This is a genomic window from Paenibacillus sp. J22P90 (assembly GCF_059692195.1).
On sequence record NZ_JCAUAY010000002.1, the window covers coordinates 1,033,413 to 1,051,988 of the forward strand.

Annotated in this window: 11 protein-coding genes; 3 read left to right on the forward strand and 8 right to left on the reverse strand. The window is 45.4% G+C overall.

Features of this window, described 5'->3' with window-relative positions:
• Position 1 precedes the first annotated feature (1 nt).
• Positions 2-1,075, reverse strand: coding sequence for a sensor histidine kinase (locus AC58UX_RS09280; protein ID WP_497251688.1), 1,074 nt, complete (start codon positions 1,073-1,075; stop codon positions 2-4).
• Entirely contained in the window at positions 1,072-1,752 is a 681-nt protein-coding gene (locus AC58UX_RS09285; protein ID WP_497251690.1) for a response regulator transcription factor, read from the reverse strand. Before AC58UX_RS09285 ends, AC58UX_RS09280 begins: the two co-directional genes overlap by 4 nt.
• A gap of 397 nt (positions 1,753-2,149) precedes the next feature.
• On the opposite strand from AC58UX_RS09285, the gene AC58UX_RS09290 reads away from it, so the two are divergent.
• A complete protein-coding gene (locus AC58UX_RS09290; RefSeq protein WP_497251692.1) occupies positions 2,150-3,247 on the forward strand; it encodes a phosphodiester glycosidase family protein in 1,098 nt (365 codons plus the stop codon).
• Positions 3,248-3,250: 3 nt separating this feature from the next.
• Here the strand turns inward: AC58UX_RS09290 and AC58UX_RS09295 are convergent, their stop codons facing one another.
• Both AC58UX_RS09295 and AC58UX_RS09300 read right to left on the reverse strand, forming a co-directional pair.
• On the reverse strand, positions 3,251-4,009 hold the full coding sequence (locus AC58UX_RS09295) for a polysaccharide deacetylase family protein (RefSeq protein ID WP_497251694.1): 759 nt from the start codon (positions 4,007-4,009) through the stop codon (positions 3,251-3,253).
• A 109-nt stretch (positions 4,010-4,118) separates the two neighbouring features.
• Positions 4,119-4,622: a hypothetical protein gene (locus tag AC58UX_RS09300; protein ID WP_497251696.1), complete on the reverse strand. Its 504-nt coding sequence runs from the start codon at positions 4,620-4,622 to the stop codon at positions 4,119-4,121.
• Between the two features lie 541 nt (positions 4,623-5,163).
• On the opposite strand from AC58UX_RS09300, the gene AC58UX_RS09305 reads away from it, so the two are divergent.
• On the forward strand, positions 5,164-11,115 hold the full coding sequence (locus tag AC58UX_RS09305) for a discoidin domain-containing protein (protein ID WP_497251698.1): 5,952 nt from the start codon (positions 5,164-5,166) through the stop codon (positions 11,113-11,115).
• A 90-nt stretch (positions 11,116-11,205) separates the two neighbouring features.
• Here the strand turns inward: AC58UX_RS09305 and AC58UX_RS09310 are convergent, their stop codons facing one another.
• From AC58UX_RS09310 to AC58UX_RS09320, 3 genes are all read right to left on the reverse strand, one after another.
• Positions 11,206-14,976 carry a heparinase II/III domain-containing protein gene (locus AC58UX_RS09310; protein WP_497251700.1) on the reverse strand — a complete coding sequence of 1,257 codons (3,771 nt, stop codon included), beginning with the start codon at positions 14,974-14,976 and terminating at the stop codon, positions 11,206-11,208.
• 604 nt (positions 14,977-15,580) lie between these two features.
• Complete coding sequence (locus tag AC58UX_RS09315) at positions 15,581-16,024, reverse strand: hypothetical protein (RefSeq protein WP_497251702.1); 444 nt, start codon at positions 16,022-16,024, stop codon at positions 15,581-15,583.
• A 97-nt stretch (positions 16,025-16,121) separates the two neighbouring features.
• Entirely contained in the window at positions 16,122-17,087 is a 966-nt protein-coding gene (locus tag AC58UX_RS09320) for a copper amine oxidase N-terminal domain-containing protein (RefSeq protein ID WP_497251704.1), read from the reverse strand.
• Between the two features lie 239 nt (positions 17,088-17,326).
• Between AC58UX_RS09320 and AC58UX_RS09325 the strand changes: the two genes are divergently transcribed.
• Positions 17,327-17,458: a hypothetical protein gene (locus tag AC58UX_RS09325; RefSeq protein ID WP_497251706.1), complete on the forward strand. Its 132-nt coding sequence runs from the start codon at positions 17,327-17,329 to the stop codon at positions 17,456-17,458.
• A 68-nt stretch (positions 17,459-17,526) separates the two neighbouring features.
• Here AC58UX_RS09325 and AC58UX_RS09330 read toward each other — a convergent pair whose 3' ends face one another.
• Positions 17,527-18,495, reverse strand: coding sequence for a phosphotransferase (locus tag AC58UX_RS09330; RefSeq protein WP_497251708.1), 969 nt, complete (start codon positions 18,493-18,495; stop codon positions 17,527-17,529).
• Between the last annotated feature and the right edge of the window lie 81 nt (positions 18,496-18,576).

Here is an 18,576-nt window from a genome sequence, read left to right on the forward strand (position 1 = left end):
GCTAATGAATGTAAAGAGTGAAATAGAACCGGACACCATGCTTTGTATTTTCAACACCAAACTTACTTCCGTGCATCTCAAGTATGTTCTTTACGATGGATAAACCGAGTCCGGTGCCCCCTGTTTTTCGATCTCGAGATTTTTCAGCCCTGTAGAATCGCTCCCAGATAAATTTAAGATCGTCATCGCCAATTTGCTTTCCGGTATTTTCTATATAGATACAAACTAAATCTTGCATTTGTTGTACATGTATTTGAATAAATCCTTCGAAAAAGGTATGTCTGATCGCATTACTCAAAATGTTGGTTACAACCTGCTCCAGTCTTCTTAAATCCCCAAAGACCATAAGGTTTTCTCCTTCATTTTCAAGCTTCAATTTGATCTTTTTCTCATTAATTGGGTTAGTAAGCCTATCTTTTACATTGTGAATAAGATCCATGATAGGAAAGAATTCCAGATCCAATTTGTATGATTTAGATTCAAGCTCGGCTAAGTCCAATAAATCCAGAACCAATTCGTTCATATTATCAATCTCATCCAGGATTACATCAATGTAATGCTCTCGTTTATGCTCCGCTACATGATCCTTAACCCCTTCCGCATATCCCTTGATGATTCCCAGAGGTGTTTTGAGTTCATGAGAGACACTGGCAATGAACTCTTTGCGCATGACTTCAAGCACTTTTTCTTTTTCAATTTCACGTTGGAGCTGTTCATTGGCAATCTTTAATTCATTGAGACTTGTACCAAGATTTCTAGATAAACGATTTAGACTAACCGCCATATTTCCAAATTCATCCATTGATTTCACGGGAACCTCTTCCGAAAAATCCAAATTTGCCATTTTGGTAGCAACTTGATTCATCTTAATGAAAGGCTTCGTGATGATTTTGGAGAAAAGTAAAGCCATCACTGCAATAAATAATAAAGCAACTAGAAATGCATAAAGATAGTAATCTCTTGTATAGAAGCTTTTATAAAATAGTGTCTGGCCTACCATGAAGATGCCTAAGAACAAAGAAAAAGATAACAGCGTAATGATAAATAGTTTAAAAGTAACGCTTTGTTTTATCACCGATTTACCTCGAACTTATAGCCAGATCCTACTACAGTGGAGATGTAGACTGATTTGTCTTTAAGTTTGTGCCTAAGTTTTTTAATATGGGTATCAACAGCCCTTAAATCACCAATAAAGTCGTAGCCCCAAACCCTGCTCATAATACTTTCTCTCGTTAACACAATCCCTTTGTTCTCCAATAAATAGACAAGCAGCTCGTATTCCTTTGGTGAAAGATCGATTTTTTGATTGTCCATTTTGGCAGTACGGGAAAGTCTATTAATTTCTATCCCTTTGTATGCAATAAAACCATCAGTTTGCCCAATTGAGCCCTCCGCCCTTTTTAGAAGAGTTTTGGCCTTGGCTACCAATACCCTTGGGCAAAAGGGCTTGGTTACATAGTCATCTGCACCAAGGTCATATCCCAATAATTTGTCCTCTTCCTCTGCTCGCGCAGTTACCATAATGATAGGTACGTCCGAAATTTTTCTTAACTTTTTACAAACCGACCAACCATCTAGCTCTGGTACCATAATGTCTAATAAGACCAAATTTATTGCTTCTATTTCAAAAAGCTCCATCGCTTCTCTACCACTTTCAGCTACAATAACTCGAAAATCTTCTTTCAAAAAATAATCTACTACGATCTCTCTCATTCGTATATCATCCTCAACTAAAAGGACATTTTTATTCATATTCAACAACCCCGCTTTCGTTCTCAAGAGAGCGCCTACGTAAATACTCTACTTAATTTTATTAGACAGGTGTGTACTTTTTATGTACTACCTTAGTTAACTTCAAGGTGAACAATTCATAGACGAGTTAAAGTGCGCCAAGGTTGCTAAGTCACATTATGGATATACACAAAAACCTCCGCGTCCTTGTGGATGCGGAGGTTTCTTTTGATTTATAAACAGCAGCCCTTTACTTGAGAGCTTATGATGAATTATTTGACAAGATTGCCTCTATTTACACCAACGTATCCGTCAAATTTTAATCTTATTTTCATCTTACCGATAGGGTAGCGTTATATACTTGCAGTACATTTATGCTATCTATTAAGTTGCTTATAGAAAGTAGGAATCCATAAACATGAAACTAGCCGGAATTAGTTACAAACATGAGCATAGGAGAAGCGGAAGCTGGCTAAAACGTTCATTATTGATTTTTACTTTATTCATACTTCTGGTAGTCAGCTTTCTTTTCTTAACACCACCTGGAAAGAATATCCGCCTGTTTCTTGCGGATACCGTAATTGCCACACAGCATCGTGACTGGGCTTGGATTTTTGTTGGTGTGAAGAAACGAGACGAAATGATTCAGGATGTCATACAAATGAATGAAAATAACTCTATTGAGGAGCAAGATCTGAATGCCATCACCATTAAGAAGCATGATGGCAAAGTCATTGATGTGGAAGATATTTCTGGGCATGGCTGGGTTGGCAAAAAAATGTACGTTTACGACCCGAGAGCTATACGCGTAGTCGTACCTAGTGTTGTGGGGCAAGGTGAAACGATCAGTTCCATGGTGACCCGTACGGGAGCATTAGCTGGTGTCAACGGTGGGGGCTTCGACGACCCGCAGGGCCTCGGCAACGGATTTGCTCCTATTGGTGTTATTATGTCAGGTGGCAAGATATTGTATACAAGTGTTGATGGAACAGTACCTCAACAAGTTGTCGCCTTTGACAATACTGGAAAATTGATCATCGGCAAATACTCCATTGATGAACTGATCGATCTGCATGTGACCGATGCCGTTTCCTTCTATCCGCGTATCATTGCAAACGGAAAGGCACTGCCCATCGTGGGAGATGGACTTAATCCGCGGACAGCTATCGGTCAACGCGCAGATGGCGTTATTGTCATTGTCGTTATTGACGGTCGTCAAACGAAGAGTATCGGTGCCTCTCTAAAAGATGTTCAAAATCTGTTGCTGAATGAAGGCTGCATCAATGCCGGTTTCCTAGACGGTGGCGCTTCCACTGAAATGGTAGTTGGTGGTGATCTTATCACCCACCCTTCGAGCCGCTATGGCGAAAGAAGACTGCCATCAGGGCTACTTATTTTCGAACATCCGGATCAGGTTGAAGTGCCGAACATTTGGGAAGGTGTGACACACATCGATCCGGGTGGTGCTTATGATCATCCAGGTTACCTTGCGGAACATCAACATAAGAATGAGTAAGCTTTACTCAAAATGATAATGAAATGAATCCTTACCTAGCACATTAAATTGAAAACCTTGCTTAAGTAAACCTTCAATAATGATAGGTAGAGCCTCAACCGTTGTCCTTTTTACTTTTACATCATGCATTAAGATGATGGCTTCTTTCTTATTTTTACAAGCACTGAGTACGGCATCGATGATTTCATTCTTTGGCTGAACAGTCCTAGCTGCATCCGTAGAGCTCACGTTCCAGTCCATATAATTGTAGCCCTCTCTGCTCATTTCATGAATAATACGAGGCATGATTCCTCTGCCCCCGAAATGTCGGCTAACTTGATTATTGGATCCACCCGGATAACGGAGCAAGGTCGACCTTACACCGATCGTCTGCTCCAACAGTCTTTCGAGTCGCTCTGTATCTTCGGAGAAAGCATGAACAGATGCATAAAGTGATTGATAATTATGTGTATAGGTATGGTTACCAATGACATGACCTTCTGCATGAATAAGTCGATATAACCGTCTTCCTTCGGTAGATGAATCTCCGATCACAAAAAATGTTGCATGGATGCCATATTTGCGTAAAATATGTAAGATTCGTTCTGTATTCTCAGACGGCCCATCATCAAAGGTTAAATAGGCATGTTTGGGCCCTTTGGAAATAGACATTACAGGCTGAGAAACATGTTTAACATGATTGGTTAAAGACTGCCAACTCATAAATGTTGTTAAAAGAAGGAAAGCTACAATCACCTTGAATTTTAAATGTTTCTTATACATGGACACATCCCCTTTAAAAGGATTTGATCCTAGTATGATTGATCAGGATGTTGTCCAATCTTCCTTTTACTGGTTTTAAAAAAATCCTTCTACTGATTCAATGTATGTACTAATTCGAAACGGTTTGGTTAACCGTTAAAATCCCAACACGTCCGCCTGCATCCACACCGAACCACACTTCACCATTGCCAATCATGATTCCCTTATAATTTACAAACAAATCTTCCAACTTTTGATGTTGAATGACATCTTTGATGTGCTGAGTAAATATCCGATCATAATTAGCAATGAACGCTTCTCGATCTTTGATCGGTTCGTCTGTTTGACCAGATGTAAAAAAATGCATCGGGTACATTACATAATCAGCCAGCTTTTCTTTTTCGTCAGTAGCAACGAGTTTTTTAAATGTGTTGAAGAATTCCTTAAATTTCTCCGGATCGTCAATACCGGCCACGCTGTACGGGTTCTCCGTAATACCAGTTGCAATACCACGCTTCTGCAAAACGATACTTTTGTCTTTAGCCACAGTAGCAGCAAAACCTACATCTGCAAGTGTTATTGTGAAAACAGCGATTGCAGCAAGCAGCGTAAGCAGCTTAACTAATTTTTGCATCGTCAATCTCCTCAAAGTGTCAAATCGTTTTATTTAAAATTACGGAGCAAGTCCACTCCTATAAGTTGGTTATTTATGGTTCATAATATCCAAACGTTTCCTCCGATGATTATGTTGCAGATAAAATAAAAAATTTTGAATATTTCTATTTCACGCTAAATATTAACTTTTTATTAAGAAATTTCAGATAACCACTTACATTTTCAGGCATTTCGGCCTATTAAAATCGATATATCAAACTGCCGTGTACGAGAGCCTTTCCACTGCGATCATGTTGAAGAAAATAGAAATTTAAGGTACTCACCCTTCAATTAAAAATTGTTAAAAAACGGTAATAACAAACTCACTTTGTATAGTCATTCCGTCCTAATCACCCAAGAACAATAGTTATTTACGCTCATTGTAAACAGAATTCGACAGGCGATATAATGGCGCTGGAATCAAATTTGACAAAAAAAGGAGAAAAAGTGATTCTGATTGTCGAGAAATGCCAAACAATAATTTGCCCATTGAGGGCGCAAAAAGGGGAAGATTTGGAGAAATGAGCTCACCTGAAAAGAAAATCCGCAAGATTTTAACCCAGACGACATCTTCAGCACTAGCCCTTTCCGTACTGCTTGGTTCTTGGAATGGCTTGTCAGTTCCCGCAGCAGCCAAATCAGCAGAAGCTTCACACATTCTGACTTACGAGGGTGCCGCTTACGCTTCGTCGGTTGAGGGTGGATTGACCCCCGACAAGGCGGTTGATGGTAGTCTGGACTCCCGTTGGGGCAGCACCTTCAGCTCTGAACCGCAATGGATTTATGTGGATCTTGGTTCCAAAGCCACCATTGACAAAGCTGTCATTCGATGGGAAAATGCCTACTCGAAATCGTACAAAATCCAAGTTTCCGACGATGAAACGAACTGGAAAGACATCTACGAGGATACCAAAGGTAACGGCGGTGATGACACGATTGCCCTATCCGGTTCTGGACGCTACGTCCGTCTACTGTCTCTAGAGCGAAATGGCGGTTACGGAGTCTCGCTGTATGAGTTTGAAGTATACGGTACGGGTGGAAGTAATCCCCTGCCTGTTATTCTTGGGGAAGATGTCGCCCTTAATCGACCGGTGGTCAGTTCTTCTTACGAGAAAGCTGATAAAGATAAGCCCGCACTGCCTGCGACTAACGCGGTAGACGGCAACTTGACGACGAGATGGTCGTCGGAGCACACGAGCGACGAGTGGATTTATGTCGATCTTGGTGACGTGCACACCATTGGCCGTATTCGATTGTTTTGGGAAAATGCGGCAGGACGCATCTATGATCTGCAAGTATCTGACGATGCAACCAACTGGACAACGGTGTACCGCGAAATCAATGGACATGAAGGCTTAATGGACACACCAGTCTATGCTACCGGTCGATATGTGAGAATGAAAGGGATCAGCAGAACGACAAGTTACGGCTACTCCCTGCTTAATTTCTCCGTATACGATTACGTACCAGGTGATCCTAAACCTACATACACCATTCCTACATTGCCTACCGCTTCGACAGTTGATGTAGGTCAAGGCAGTTATTTGACGAACGATATCGCGATGCCGCAACCGCGTCCACCAATCAACAAAACGGACGACTTGAAAGCTCCCATTCCTTCCAACGACTGGTGGCAATCGGTTCTCATCAAGAACTTGAGTGATAGCTTGATCACGCTGCCTTTTAAATCCAAATACTCCCCGCTTGGACTTAGTATTTTGACCCCTGGTGCTGGTTGGGTGAATGAGACAGGAAATTCGCAAGCAGCTGACGGTGCGCCTGATGTTTACCTAAACGCAGGCAACATTAGTGCCTCACGTGCAAAGAACAAAATTTCCGGTTACGGCGACTGGTCCGCAAACGTCGTGCTAAGCGACAATGACGTTGACAAAATGAAAACAACGTTTGTGAAAGGCTCGCCTTACCTGTATTCGGAATTCAGTGATCCAACAACACCGGAGTTATACTTCCCTGTCACGACTAGCTTCTACGACGACAATGGCAACCCGGTTCTTGTGAACGAAGGCTCCTCCATTACGGCGGACCATATCGGATTCACGGTAACGAATGTTGACGGATCACCACAAGCAACTAAAGTTACTCGCAATTATGGCGCATTCGTCCCCCAAGGCTCTGTCTTTATGAAAGTCGGCAACAAAGTTAAGATCCGACTGGGCAGCGGGCAAAACTACCTCTCTTTAGCTTCACTTCCTGCAGCGACTGACTTGAACTATTTTTATAAACACGCCTATGCATTCATCAAAAATACTACCGTTACTCCGAGTTTTGATGAGAACACCTCTGAAGTAACGACCCGTTTCGATGTCGAGATCGACCAGAAACGGGCCGACATGGAGCCGACAACGTTGATGGCGCTAATGCCGCATCAGTGGAAGCAAACCGCTTCACCGCTAACAGCGCTTACATATCCGTCCATTCGAGGAACGCTGAAGCTTCATGAAGGCAACTCGTTCACAACAACGGACCGATTTAACGGAATCGTTCCTCAATTCACCGAGCCTGGAGATCCGTCTTATTCGCGGGAAGCCCTGCTCGAGCAATTAAGCTATTTGGACGAAGCGACTTCCAAAAACTTCATGTCGGGGGATGCTTACTGGCAAGGTAAAGTACTGCACCCACTAGCTATGGGCGTATTGATTGCTGACCAAATCGGTGATCAAGGCTACAAAAACATCTTCCTTAGCAGGTTAAGGACGATTCTTACGGACTGGTACACGTACACCAAGGGCGAGCCTGAATACTTCATGTACTACGATCCAACTTGGGGTACGATGTACTACAAATCAAGTGAATTCGGTGCTAATACTGGTCTGACGGATCACCATTTCACATATGGTTATTACGTCTTCGCGTCTGCCGTGCTTGCAACGTATGATCAAGATTTCAAAGACAACTACGGCGGTATGGTTGAGCATCTCATTCGCGATTACGGCAACCCGTCGAAAACAGATCCGCAATATCCATTCCTTCGTAACTTTGATCCCTATGAAGGCCATTCATGGGCAGGCGGATATGGCGACAACAACAACGGCAACAACCAAGAAGCCGCTGGTGAGTCCCTGTTCGGTTGGGTCGGCGAATACATGTGGAGCCTGACGTCTGGCAATAAAGCTACCCGTGACATCGCTATTTATGGCTTCACGACTGAACTGAAAGCTGTTGAACAATACTGGTTCAACTACGATAACGACAACTGGTTGCCTGGCTTCAACCACAAATCAGTAGGTCAAGTGTATGGCAGCGCCTATAACTTCGGTACATTCTTCAGCGGAGACCCTGTCAATATTTACGGTATCCACTGGCTGCCGACAGGCGAGTACTTGACAAGCTATGGTTTCGATGCAGCTAAAGCTGCTGATCTGTACAACGGACTTGTTAAGGACAACAAAGGCCCCGAGAATGCTTGGTACCATATCGTATGGCCTATCCAATCGCTTAGCGATCCACAAACAGTGCTAAGCAAGTTTACGGTTGAAAATACACAAAAGAATGAAATTTTCAACACGTATTGGTTCGTGCACAATATGGCAACGGTTGGAAAGCGCACAGATGAGATTTGGGCAAGCGGCTGGTCCGGAGCATCCGTGTATAAGAAGGATTCAACCTACTCGGCGATGATTTGGAACCCGACGAACGAAGCCGTAACGATTACGTTCCATAATGCGGCTGGAGTAACCGGTTCTGCGCAAGTCGGCCCGAAATCGCTGCTGAAAGTGGATCCGACGAAGGTTACGGAACTGGCTGGTAACATTGCGCCGCAACTTAACGCTGATACAACACAAAATATGACTGGACAACCTGTCGAATTGACCTTCCCTGACCATTTGAAATGGCGTGAAGCCATCCAAGCTGTGCTGGTAAATGGAACTGTCATTGACGCTTCCAAATACAGCGTTAAATCCGGTAAAATCACCTTGAACAGCTCCCTGTTCCCGGTGGAAGGCAGCTATGAAATCGCTCTTCAAGCAACAGATTATCCCGATACGAAGGTTCAGCAAGTTGTGATCACGAACTCGACTGTGAATCTGGCTTTGAACAAGCCTACGTTTACTTCCGAGAAACCGAATAACCCGGGCTCTTACGCGGTTGACGGCAAGTTGGATACACGCTGGGAATCGGCTTTCAGTGACCCGCAATTTGTGGCTGTTAATTTGAAATCCGAATATAAGATTAGCCATATCCGTCTGAACTGGGAAAATGCTGCTGGTAAAAGCTACACAGTTCAAGTTTCTGATGATGGTCAAAATTGGAAAACAGTATACACGACAACACGTGGACATGAAGGTATCGACGATATTACCTTCCCTGCCACGAATGCCAGATTTGTGAAAGTGGAAGGCACGAAACGGACGACAAATTACGGCTATTCCCTATGGGAAATGGAGGTATTTGGCACGCCGGCAGGCAATCTTGACGCTCCTGAGCTTACTGCAGACACAACAATGAACCGTGCCGGTCAACCGATCGACATCAGCTTCGAGGATTTTGCAGATTGGAGAAATGCCATTACTAGCGTGAAAGTAAACGGTAATGCAGTATCCTCCTCACAATACCAAGTTTCAGCTGGCACGATTACTTTAAACGGCTCCTTGTTCCCTGAAGCTGGCAACTATGAGATTTCCGTTGAATCAACGGGGTTTGCAAATGTGACTGTCCAGCAAACCATCGTTTCTAATTCAACTGTCAACCTTGCCCTGCGTAAGCCGACACTTACGTCTGCTAATGCGAAACAAGCTGGCAACTACGCTGTTGACGGCAACAAAACGACAAGATGGGAATCCGATTCCAGTGATCCGCAATTCATAACGGTCGATCTAGGAGCTGAAAACATCATCAGCCGCGCACTTCTCAATTGGGAAAATGCAGCGGGCAAAAGCTATACCGTTGAAGTCTCCGCAGACGGTGTTACTTGGAAAACGGTCTATGCGACGACGACTGGTAAACCAGGTGTTAACGACATCGGATTTGCACCTATAAGCGCAAGATACGTGAAAGTAAACGGTACAGAGCGGACAACGAACTACGGCTTCTCGCTTTGGGAATTCGAAGTATACGGGAACGCTTCTGGCTTACCGAGTGCACCTGAACTGTTCGCAGATACAACAAATGCAACCGTTGGGCAGCCGATCGAAGTCACTTTCGACGATGATGCCGTATGGAGAAGCACGCTCGAAACTATCAAAATTGACGGCGTAACCATGGATACTCCCCAATACAAAGTAGCTGCTGGTAAAATCACGTTGGACTCCTCTATGTTCAAAGATGCAAAAACGTATCAGATTTCAATTCAAGCAAAAGGCTACACCGAAACGTCCATTCAACAAACGATCAAAGCGAAAGACCAACCTACTGGTGAGAATCCGGGACAACATCCAGGAGAAAATCCTCATCAGGATCCGAACACAAATCCTAACCCGCTGAATTTGGCCTTCGCTAAGCCAACTGATTCGTCACCTCATTTCCACCGCTCCAGCGCAGACGCTGTTGACGGTCGACTGGATCGTCGTTGGGAGTCTGCTTTTGCCGACAATCAATGGATGAGTATCGATTTGGGAGCTGCTAAAACGATTAACCGCGTTGTCCTAAACTGGGAAAACGCCTACGGGAAAGCCTACACGATTGATGTATCTTTGGATGGACAAACGTGGACAACGGTCTACGCTACCGAGAATGGCAATGGCGGCATCGATGATCTTTCGTTCGCACCTGTCAGCGCTAAATACGTCAAGATGAATGGCATCAAGCGTGGATCACCTTACGGCTTCTCGCTGTGGGAGTTCGAAGTTTTCGCTGGCAATACCGCTCCACTCTCTGGACCAGCATTGACGGCTGACTCTACGAATAACATGCTTGGCAAACCCGTCGACATCACGTTTAGTGACAATGCTGACTGGAGAAATTCGATCAGTGCCGTTGAACTAAATGGTGTTACACTTAGCGCCAATCAATACACGTTGGCTGCAGGCAAAATCACGATTAACGCTTCCCTATTCACAGAAGCTAGACCTTACCAAGTGATTGTGTCCGCGACTGGATACGAGAATTTGACGGTCATCCAACCCATCATTGCTGCGGTTAACCTTGCACTGAACAAGCAGACCAGCACTTCGGAAGAAGCACTTCAGGGTAGCCAGTTGGCCGTGGATGGCAGCAAAAGCACACGCTGGGAATCACCCTTCCGTGATCCGCAATGGATCAGCGTCGATCTAGGCAAAAGCTACTCGATCAGCCGCGTCCTTCTGAACTGGGAGAATGCTTCCGCGAAGGCTTACACCATTGAAGTATCCAATGACGGTGTGAACTGGACATCCGTTTACGCAACAACGAACGGTCACGAAGGCATTAACAATGTTCTCATCACCCCGATTGAGGCTCGCTACGTTAAAGTCGCAGGCTCGCAGCGTAATACGCAGTACGGCTATTCCTTGATTGAACTTGAAGTTTACGAGTAATACATGAAAAGAAGGTGTCCCAAAAGCCAAATATTTGGCTGGGGGCACCTTCTTTTTAATACGAAATAACTGACACTCGAATGATCTGTCCTACAAGTTCACTTCTACACTATGCGTAGCCGCCGTAACACTGTTTAAAGTCAGCATATCCGTAGTAGCATTGTACGTATATTGTCCGCTCGTCAATGTAACCCCATCCAATTTCACCGACGAAACCGATGGCACATAGATTTGCGGTGAACCCGCAGCTGTAAGAGTAATCGTTCCTGTCCAGACGCCAGGCGATGTTAAACCGAGGGCAATTGCGGATCCTGCCGGCGCGCTAACAAGTACTTGTGAACCATCCGCTAGACTCGTGCCAGTCACGGACGTGTTTACCGCTGCATACCGCTCATACCCGCCAGCAGTTGGTTTCCGTACCAAGCATTGCGTAGCCGAACAAGCGATCGTGAGATTACTTGTCGTCGTAACAGCTGCGTTGGTCGGATTCAGCAGCAGCTGATCGCTTCCTGCCGGGAGAGTCACAACGACGCCAGTGGCAAGCCCATTTGTGACGGTACTGGTCGTGTACGCAGCCGGACGATTGATCGCTGTACCCGCTGCAGTCAAGCGGATGTAATCGAGAATGGTTCCGTAAGCGCTGCTGGAGGCATTTTTGCCAGTCAACGTCAGCTTCAGCGCATGCGTCCCTGCCGTCAAAGACAAGCTCGTATTCACCGTTTCCTTCGTTGCAAAATACGAGTCATACAGATCGACGCCTGTTTGCAGCGTCGTGCCGTCAAGCTCCGCTTTGACGATACCTGAAGCATTATGCTTCACGAAGCCAAGCCGCAAATCGTATGAGCCATTCGACGGTACCGTGATGTTGTAAGTAATATAGTCGTTCACACCGCTGCTTGCATATTGCACGCCTCGATAAAACTTAAACATTCCTGGGGAGACCAGTCCTCCGGCGGTGGCTGCTGCAGGGAGCATCTTCTCGGCTTCGACCACCCCGGTCCGATCAACAAGCGGTCGCAGCAGGGTAACAAACGACTCCGAGGTCACCGTGGAAGCTGGCTTCACACTAGCGTAAGCGCCGAACTTCTCCGCTCCTGCATACTGCGTGAGCGTCTTAACTGCACTCGACGGACGCAGCACTTGCACCCCGAGGGAAGCCCGTGCCTTGTCGATGCGAAATGCTGCTGGCAGCGATGAGCCGATCGTTACCGGTGAACCGCCTGAGGTGAATACGCCACCTTTATCGGTATGGAACAGCATCTCTGGCGTTCCCGCCGAACCTAGCGCGACATTGTCGACGATGAGATGATAATCCGGTTTGACAGACATGACACGCCGCTTAAATTGAGAAACGGAAGGTGACGTGGTATACGAGCTCGTCGCGTCCCCTATGCCAAGATCAAAAACCGGGGAAGCAAAGAATCCAATGGCGTTTCCGCCCGCTTTGCTGGATTGGCCCGAGCCGTTCACCAGCATGCTGTTATGGCCGACAGTTCCTTGCGTAAACAAATCCGTTGTCGCATTCGTCGCATCGTGATAGCCCGGATCCGTCAGCAGCCACTCTCCACCAGCATTCAGCACAAAGCTGTTGTCATCGAGATGGTTATGACCATAAACCGAGTTGTCGGACAGGAAGGAAAGCAGCTCATCAGAATCGCTCCACCCCGTTCGGAACGCTTGGTAGCCGATATCCTGGAACTGGTAGGAAGGCGCAAGCCCTGCTGAGGTCGGTGTCGTGTATCCACCGCTATTGTTCAAGTAGACGAATCTGCCGAATGCCGTTTGATCCGAAAGCTGCTGGCTAACATACCAACCGGCTAATCCGTCGCCATTTCTTGCGAGAATGAGCGCAGGATTCGCAATGTTGCCTGCGGTATCCGAGTCACTGAAGTTCGAATTCCCCGTGCCCTGCGGCCCATTGAAGTACACGAGCCACTTCGCCAGTCGATCACTCACGAAGGGATGCGTAAAGACGTCGTCTACACCGGTAACACGACGGATAAAGTCATCTGCCGCCATAATGCTGTTCAAGGCTACGCCTGTGTAAAGGAACCCTTCCGTCCCCCCTGACGTATTCAGCGTATCCAAATAGTTCAGATGAACCTGATACGCCTTGTCGATAAACGCATCGTAATAAGGGCGTTCCCCGAGTCCAGCTACCGCAGCCGTCGCCATGGCACCGGAAACCGAATAATAAATATTCTGATCGACAAAAGATTCCAGATCTTTTTTCATTGGGCGAATGCCTTTTTCATACAGCGCGTCTAGTATGGTTTCACGCTCTGTAGGTGTAAGCAAACCATAGAGCATATCATAGGCCGCAGACATCCCGCGCACGATATAGTTAGAATCCAGACATGAGAATCCGCTTCCGCCGCCTAAACAAGGATAGGCGGGGTCACTCCAGAAATCCCATCCAGCCAGTGCCAGTGCATAGTCTTTCGCCTTGTTACCGTAGCTTGTATTTCCCGTTACTACGTAAGCAAGCGAAAGTGTCTCAAGCCGTCCTTGCAACGCCGTACCCAGCCCCGTCCAGAACGGATAATGACCTGACGTAAAGCTAGGGGGGTTCTCTTGCGGAGCTGGCTGCACCGGCGGGAGCTGGTACGTCACCTGCACGTTATCGATATAGGAAAGAGTAAACGATGACTCCGTCATATAGCTGTCTGCTTGAGCCTTGACCTTTTGCCAAATGGAAGCATAAGATTCCCCGTATTGATTAGGTGTTGTATCAAGCGCTTTAGCCTGAAGCGCAGGGACTTCACTGGCTGTAAAATAAAGACGTGGATGCGAAGCTACCACAGGTGCATATGTCGTCGATGGTGTAGCGTACGTTTGCTCCGCAGACACATCGTCGAAGTAGGCTGTCCCGACGTTCGTCTGGGACGTATACATCATGACGACCAAATAATCCGTCCCGGCTGGTGCGGTACCCGTCACGTTAATTTCCGTCCAGGAGGTCGCACCGCTGCTCACAAACTGCGCGCCGACACGGGTGTCCGCGCTATTGCCTACGCTGCTTTGCCAAAATTCCAGGTAGAGCTGGGCTGTCCCTGACGTGCTTTTCACCCAAGCGTCCGCTTTATATATTGAGCCTGCAGAAGCCGGCATTCGAATACTGCGCATGCCGTAGTTGGCCGTAGCGCTGCTATCAACGATTTTTAAGCTTTTCGTACCCGTGTGTGCAAAATCTGTACTCACCGTAGCGGCTCCCGTTGAATACGCCACCGTCCAGTCAGTTGGCATATTGGAGCCATCTGCGCTTTCAAAGCTCGCATTCGTCACATCGCCGACTTCATCAATCCGCTTAAGAGACACTGCGTCGTAATACGTGACGCCAATTGTTGTTTTAGGACTGTACGCCATGACACTGAGCTGGGTCGTCCCTGCCGGTGCTTGCCCTTTAGCAATGACATATTCCCATTCGCCAACCTTCGTTGTGCTGCCTACTGCCACGCCGAGTCTTGTGCTCGAGCTATCCCAGAACTCGAGATAAATCTGGCCGGAACCTGATTCAGCATATGTAGAGACAATCGCTTCATAGGTTGAGTACGGATGTGCAGCTACTTTGTCACTGACCATGCCATAGGCAGCTGTGCTGGACGCATCATTAATTTTCAGACTTTTCGAGCTTTCAATGCTGCGTGTCGTTGAAGTGGTACATTGCGTCCCCCAAGTGCAACCGTAGACATTCCAATTGCTTGGAGGACTTCCCGTTTCAAAACCAGGGTTCGCGATCGTCACCTTCAACTGCTCTCCCGCGCTAGCGGAAGTCGGTAACACAACCATCGGTATAACAAGCATTAGTGCCAACAATAACCCAACCCATTTTCGTAGACGTACGGCATAGCTGTTTTTCACTACGATTCCTCCTTCTTAATCAAAACTGCAAGCTCGCGGTCTGAACATGATGAAGTCCTCAAGTTAGTAGCTTTCACAGCGCTTCTTTCCCCGTTGCATCAACGGCCGTTCGTATAGCCGAGTGGCACCACACTCCCTTCTGTTATCAGTTTGATAAACAAGCCGAAGGAATACACCAGAACATAAACAATGATCCAAGAGAGGAAATAAGGACCGTAGGTGACATCAGAATGATCTTTTTAAATGAAAAGGAGAGCGAGAATGAAATCTGGAAGAAGATTGAAGACGAGACGCTAGACGCTGATGAGCAGAGTGTTTTTCATAAGGCGAGGAAAATAAGGTGATTTGAAAATCGTTTTGAAGTTTTGCCAACTGACCCAGGGACTAACATTGCTCATCCCCGTTTACAATCTCATTATAATTAAATGTTTAAAAAATACAAGTACTATACATGTTTATAATTTGTCTTTAAATCGTCCGGATGCTTCAAGAAGTCAAAAGAGGACACTGAAAGACCAGTAGTTCATTCATACCGATAGACTAAAAAAAGCTACCTTCAAAGTAGGTTTCCCTACACGAAGGCAGCTCTGAATTTGTGATGAGACTACACGTCCTCCTCTTCCCTTATTACAGGGTAAGGGGGATATTGCGGATAGTATGGGTATGGATACGGATAAGGGTACGGATAGTATGGCGGGTAGTACGGTTGTGTAGCTGCTCCGTATAACAATGGAGCTACTACCCACGGCAGCACATTGTTAAAGCCTTTGTTAAAGCCGCCGTGCGGATACCATCCAGGTCCGTGACCTGGACCGCCGGGGCCTCCTGGGAAATGACCTGGACCACCAGGGAAGTGGCCGGGTCCTCCAGGTCCTCCAGGAAAGTGTCCGGGACCGCCAGGTCCACCAGGGAAGTGACCTGGGCCACCGGGGCCGCCAGGACCTCCTGGACCATGACCTATCCCGCCTAGGCCACCGGGTCCATGGCCAATGCCGCCGCCATGCCCACCGATCGGTGGACGCAATTGTTGATTTTCATGCTTCGTCATATCTGAATCACTCACATTCTGTGTATAGTTTAATTTTCTACTATACTGTATGTGTGCGATTGCCTACTCGGTGAACAAAAGCCCAAAAATGGGCGGGTTACTTTTTGAGCTTAGCCAGTTCATCATCTTTCATTTGCTCATATTGATCTTCGTAGGTATCAACAATTGATGTATCGTAACCATTCGCTGATAACTTTGTTTCCGTCTCACTCAAGATTTGATAAAATTTACTATCGAATTCTGCGACTTTCGCGAAGCCTTGTGCAATTAACGCGGGATTTGGAGATTGTTTGTATTGATTATACAGATCTCCTAATACAGCCCTTGCATCCGCCTTAAGCTGCGACATTCTAGCCTCTGCATCAGCCTTAATCGAACCTTCAGATGTTTTAGTTATAGGAGCTCCACCTCCACCACCGCCGCCAACTGGCGGCGTTACTACAGGCTTTGTCTCTGGCTTCACCTCAGGCAACTTCACCTCAGGCTTCTTCTCTTCCTTCGTATTGGCAGACACCGTGTAAGTCTCCGGATCCCAATTAATCGTTTTCCCCACCGACTCCGAGAAAAAACGTATCGGCACAAACAAACTGCCATCCACAATATAACCAGGCAATTCATCCGATGGACTTTTCGACACGCCATTGAAAACATAATTAATTTTCTCTTTATATGCCTTCAAATTGCTAGGCGCTAACTTCGACTTATCGAACTTCTCGCTGCTTTTCGAATATACCTGGACATTCATCTTATATTCATTAATATTAATTTTTTCTGCCGCTTTAGGCTCCGCGATCGAAACCGTGTACGTATTCGGGTCCCAGTTTACCGCCTTATCCAGCGAATATGAAATGAACCGAATCGGTACATACGTCGTCCCTTCAAAAATGAAACCCTGCTGACCTTCTGGCGGTGCATATTCCTTCCCGTCAAACGTAAAATGCATCGGGACTTGATACACATTCACATCCAACGGAGCTTGTGCTGCGGATGCTTGGGCAGATACCCCCATCATAAGTGCTAGGGAAAAACCCATTACTGCTTTTGTTCGTTGACTAGCTTTCACTTTCTGAACACCTCTTCTATATGTATGTATTAACACCTATTATAACTTTTTTTAGGCTAAAAGTCGCATTCCAACAAAAATCAAAACAAAAAAAAGCACCCAATGGGTACTTTGAACTCAAAAATTTAATGAAATTTTACTATATCATCGACAAATTACGACATACATTTCATGATCAAACAGTTATATTCGAGTAAGTTATATAGAGTAAGTTATATAATACACTGGAGGCGAAGCAAGTGCCGAATTACTATTTCACGGAAGTTTGGACACCATTGAAATTAGTAGGTATTAAGCTATTTAAAGATGATGAAGGCGCTACTTGGATTAAATTTTGGGGATTAAAACGTAAAAAGCTTTCAAAGACTTAATTAGTATATACCAAATTACGATAATTGGAGAGGGACTATGGTCCTATTTATAACTAAAGGATTAACTTTCATGACAAATAGGCGAAACAATTCGTTAGCGAGTACATCGTTTCCTGCTGAGCTCGAAGTAATTTGGACAATTCCCATTGTCCACTCTTGATATCGTTTTCGATTAAACCTAGCATCCATAGCGAATGTATGATTGCATAGCGGTAGTAATCTTTAATAAATGCCACTGCATCAACTTCCCAACCAAGTGAAACCCTATGATTCACATACGAGCGCAATGCAGCTAGACGAGTGCTGGAACTAATCATTTTAGGGAAATCGGGATGACTCATGTCTAATAAAGCGAATAAATCCCAGTATACAGAATTATGATGAACGTACTCCCAATCTAAAATAATAAACTCTGCGCCTTTCCGGCATACATTCCCTTGATGATAATCACCATGTGAAATAACCATTTCAGACTCAAAATTTCCGTCCAACTGTATGAGGAATTGCTTCATTGATGTAATCAGATCTTCGTCTAATCCAAACTTATTCAAACATATTTTCACACTATCATACCCTTGCATAACCTCTTGAATCAAATCGGTAAGCTCTCGTTTATCCCCTTTAAAATACGAAGGTACACGATAAAGCGGGAGCCTATGCCACAATGGGATGCTCGCAGCCGCAATAACATAATCTTCTTCCTCCAAATGATGGGATAACTCACCCATGTCCTCGAAGATCGTCCAATAATATTCTGGATCTTCATGATCAGCAACTGCATAAAGCTTAGGAAATCGTACAGGAACTGAGTCAAGCAAGTGTTCGTATATCCATCTCTCACGACCACAAGTCATTCCATTTGTTAATGGTTTGAAAATAAAGGACTCTTGCTGTCCATTGATTTCCACCCAGAATCGTTCAATCTCCTTGCCATTTCTACCTGTATACAAATGTCGTCTATCTATAAGCTTAGTTGCTTTCAACTTTCCGTTGTTCGCAACTATACTTGAAAGTACATGCTCACGCTGTTCATTCATCGCTGCATCACCTCCAAACAGCATTATCCCAACTCTCTATATACCTATTCATTACCCACTTTCTGTATCCACTTCATTTAA

Coding starts and splice junctions, on each gene's coding strand:
- AC58UX_RS09295 (WP_497251694.1), bottom strand. CDS start 4,009: ATGTATAAGAAACATTTAAAATTCAAGGTGATTGTAGCTTTCCTTCTT.
- AC58UX_RS09300 (WP_497251696.1), bottom strand. CDS start 4,622: ATGCAAAAATTAGTTAAGCTGCTTACGCTGCTTGCTGCAATCGCTGTT.
- AC58UX_RS09330 (WP_497251708.1), bottom strand. CDS start 18,495: ATGAATGAACAGCGTGAGCATGTACTTTCAAGTATAGTTGCGAACAAC.
- AC58UX_RS09305 (WP_497251698.1), top strand. CDS start 5,164: ATGAGCTCACCTGAAAAGAAAATCCGCAAGATTTTAACCCAGACGACA.
- AC58UX_RS09290 (WP_497251692.1), top strand. CDS start 2,150: ATGAAACTAGCCGGAATTAGTTACAAACATGAGCATAGGAGAAGCGGA.
- AC58UX_RS09285 (WP_497251690.1), bottom strand. CDS start 1,752: ATGAATAAAAATGTCCTTTTAGTTGAGGATGATATACGAATGAGAGAG.
- AC58UX_RS09315 (WP_497251702.1), bottom strand. CDS start 16,024: ATGACGAAGCATGAAAATCAACAATTGCGTCCACCGATCGGTGGGCAT.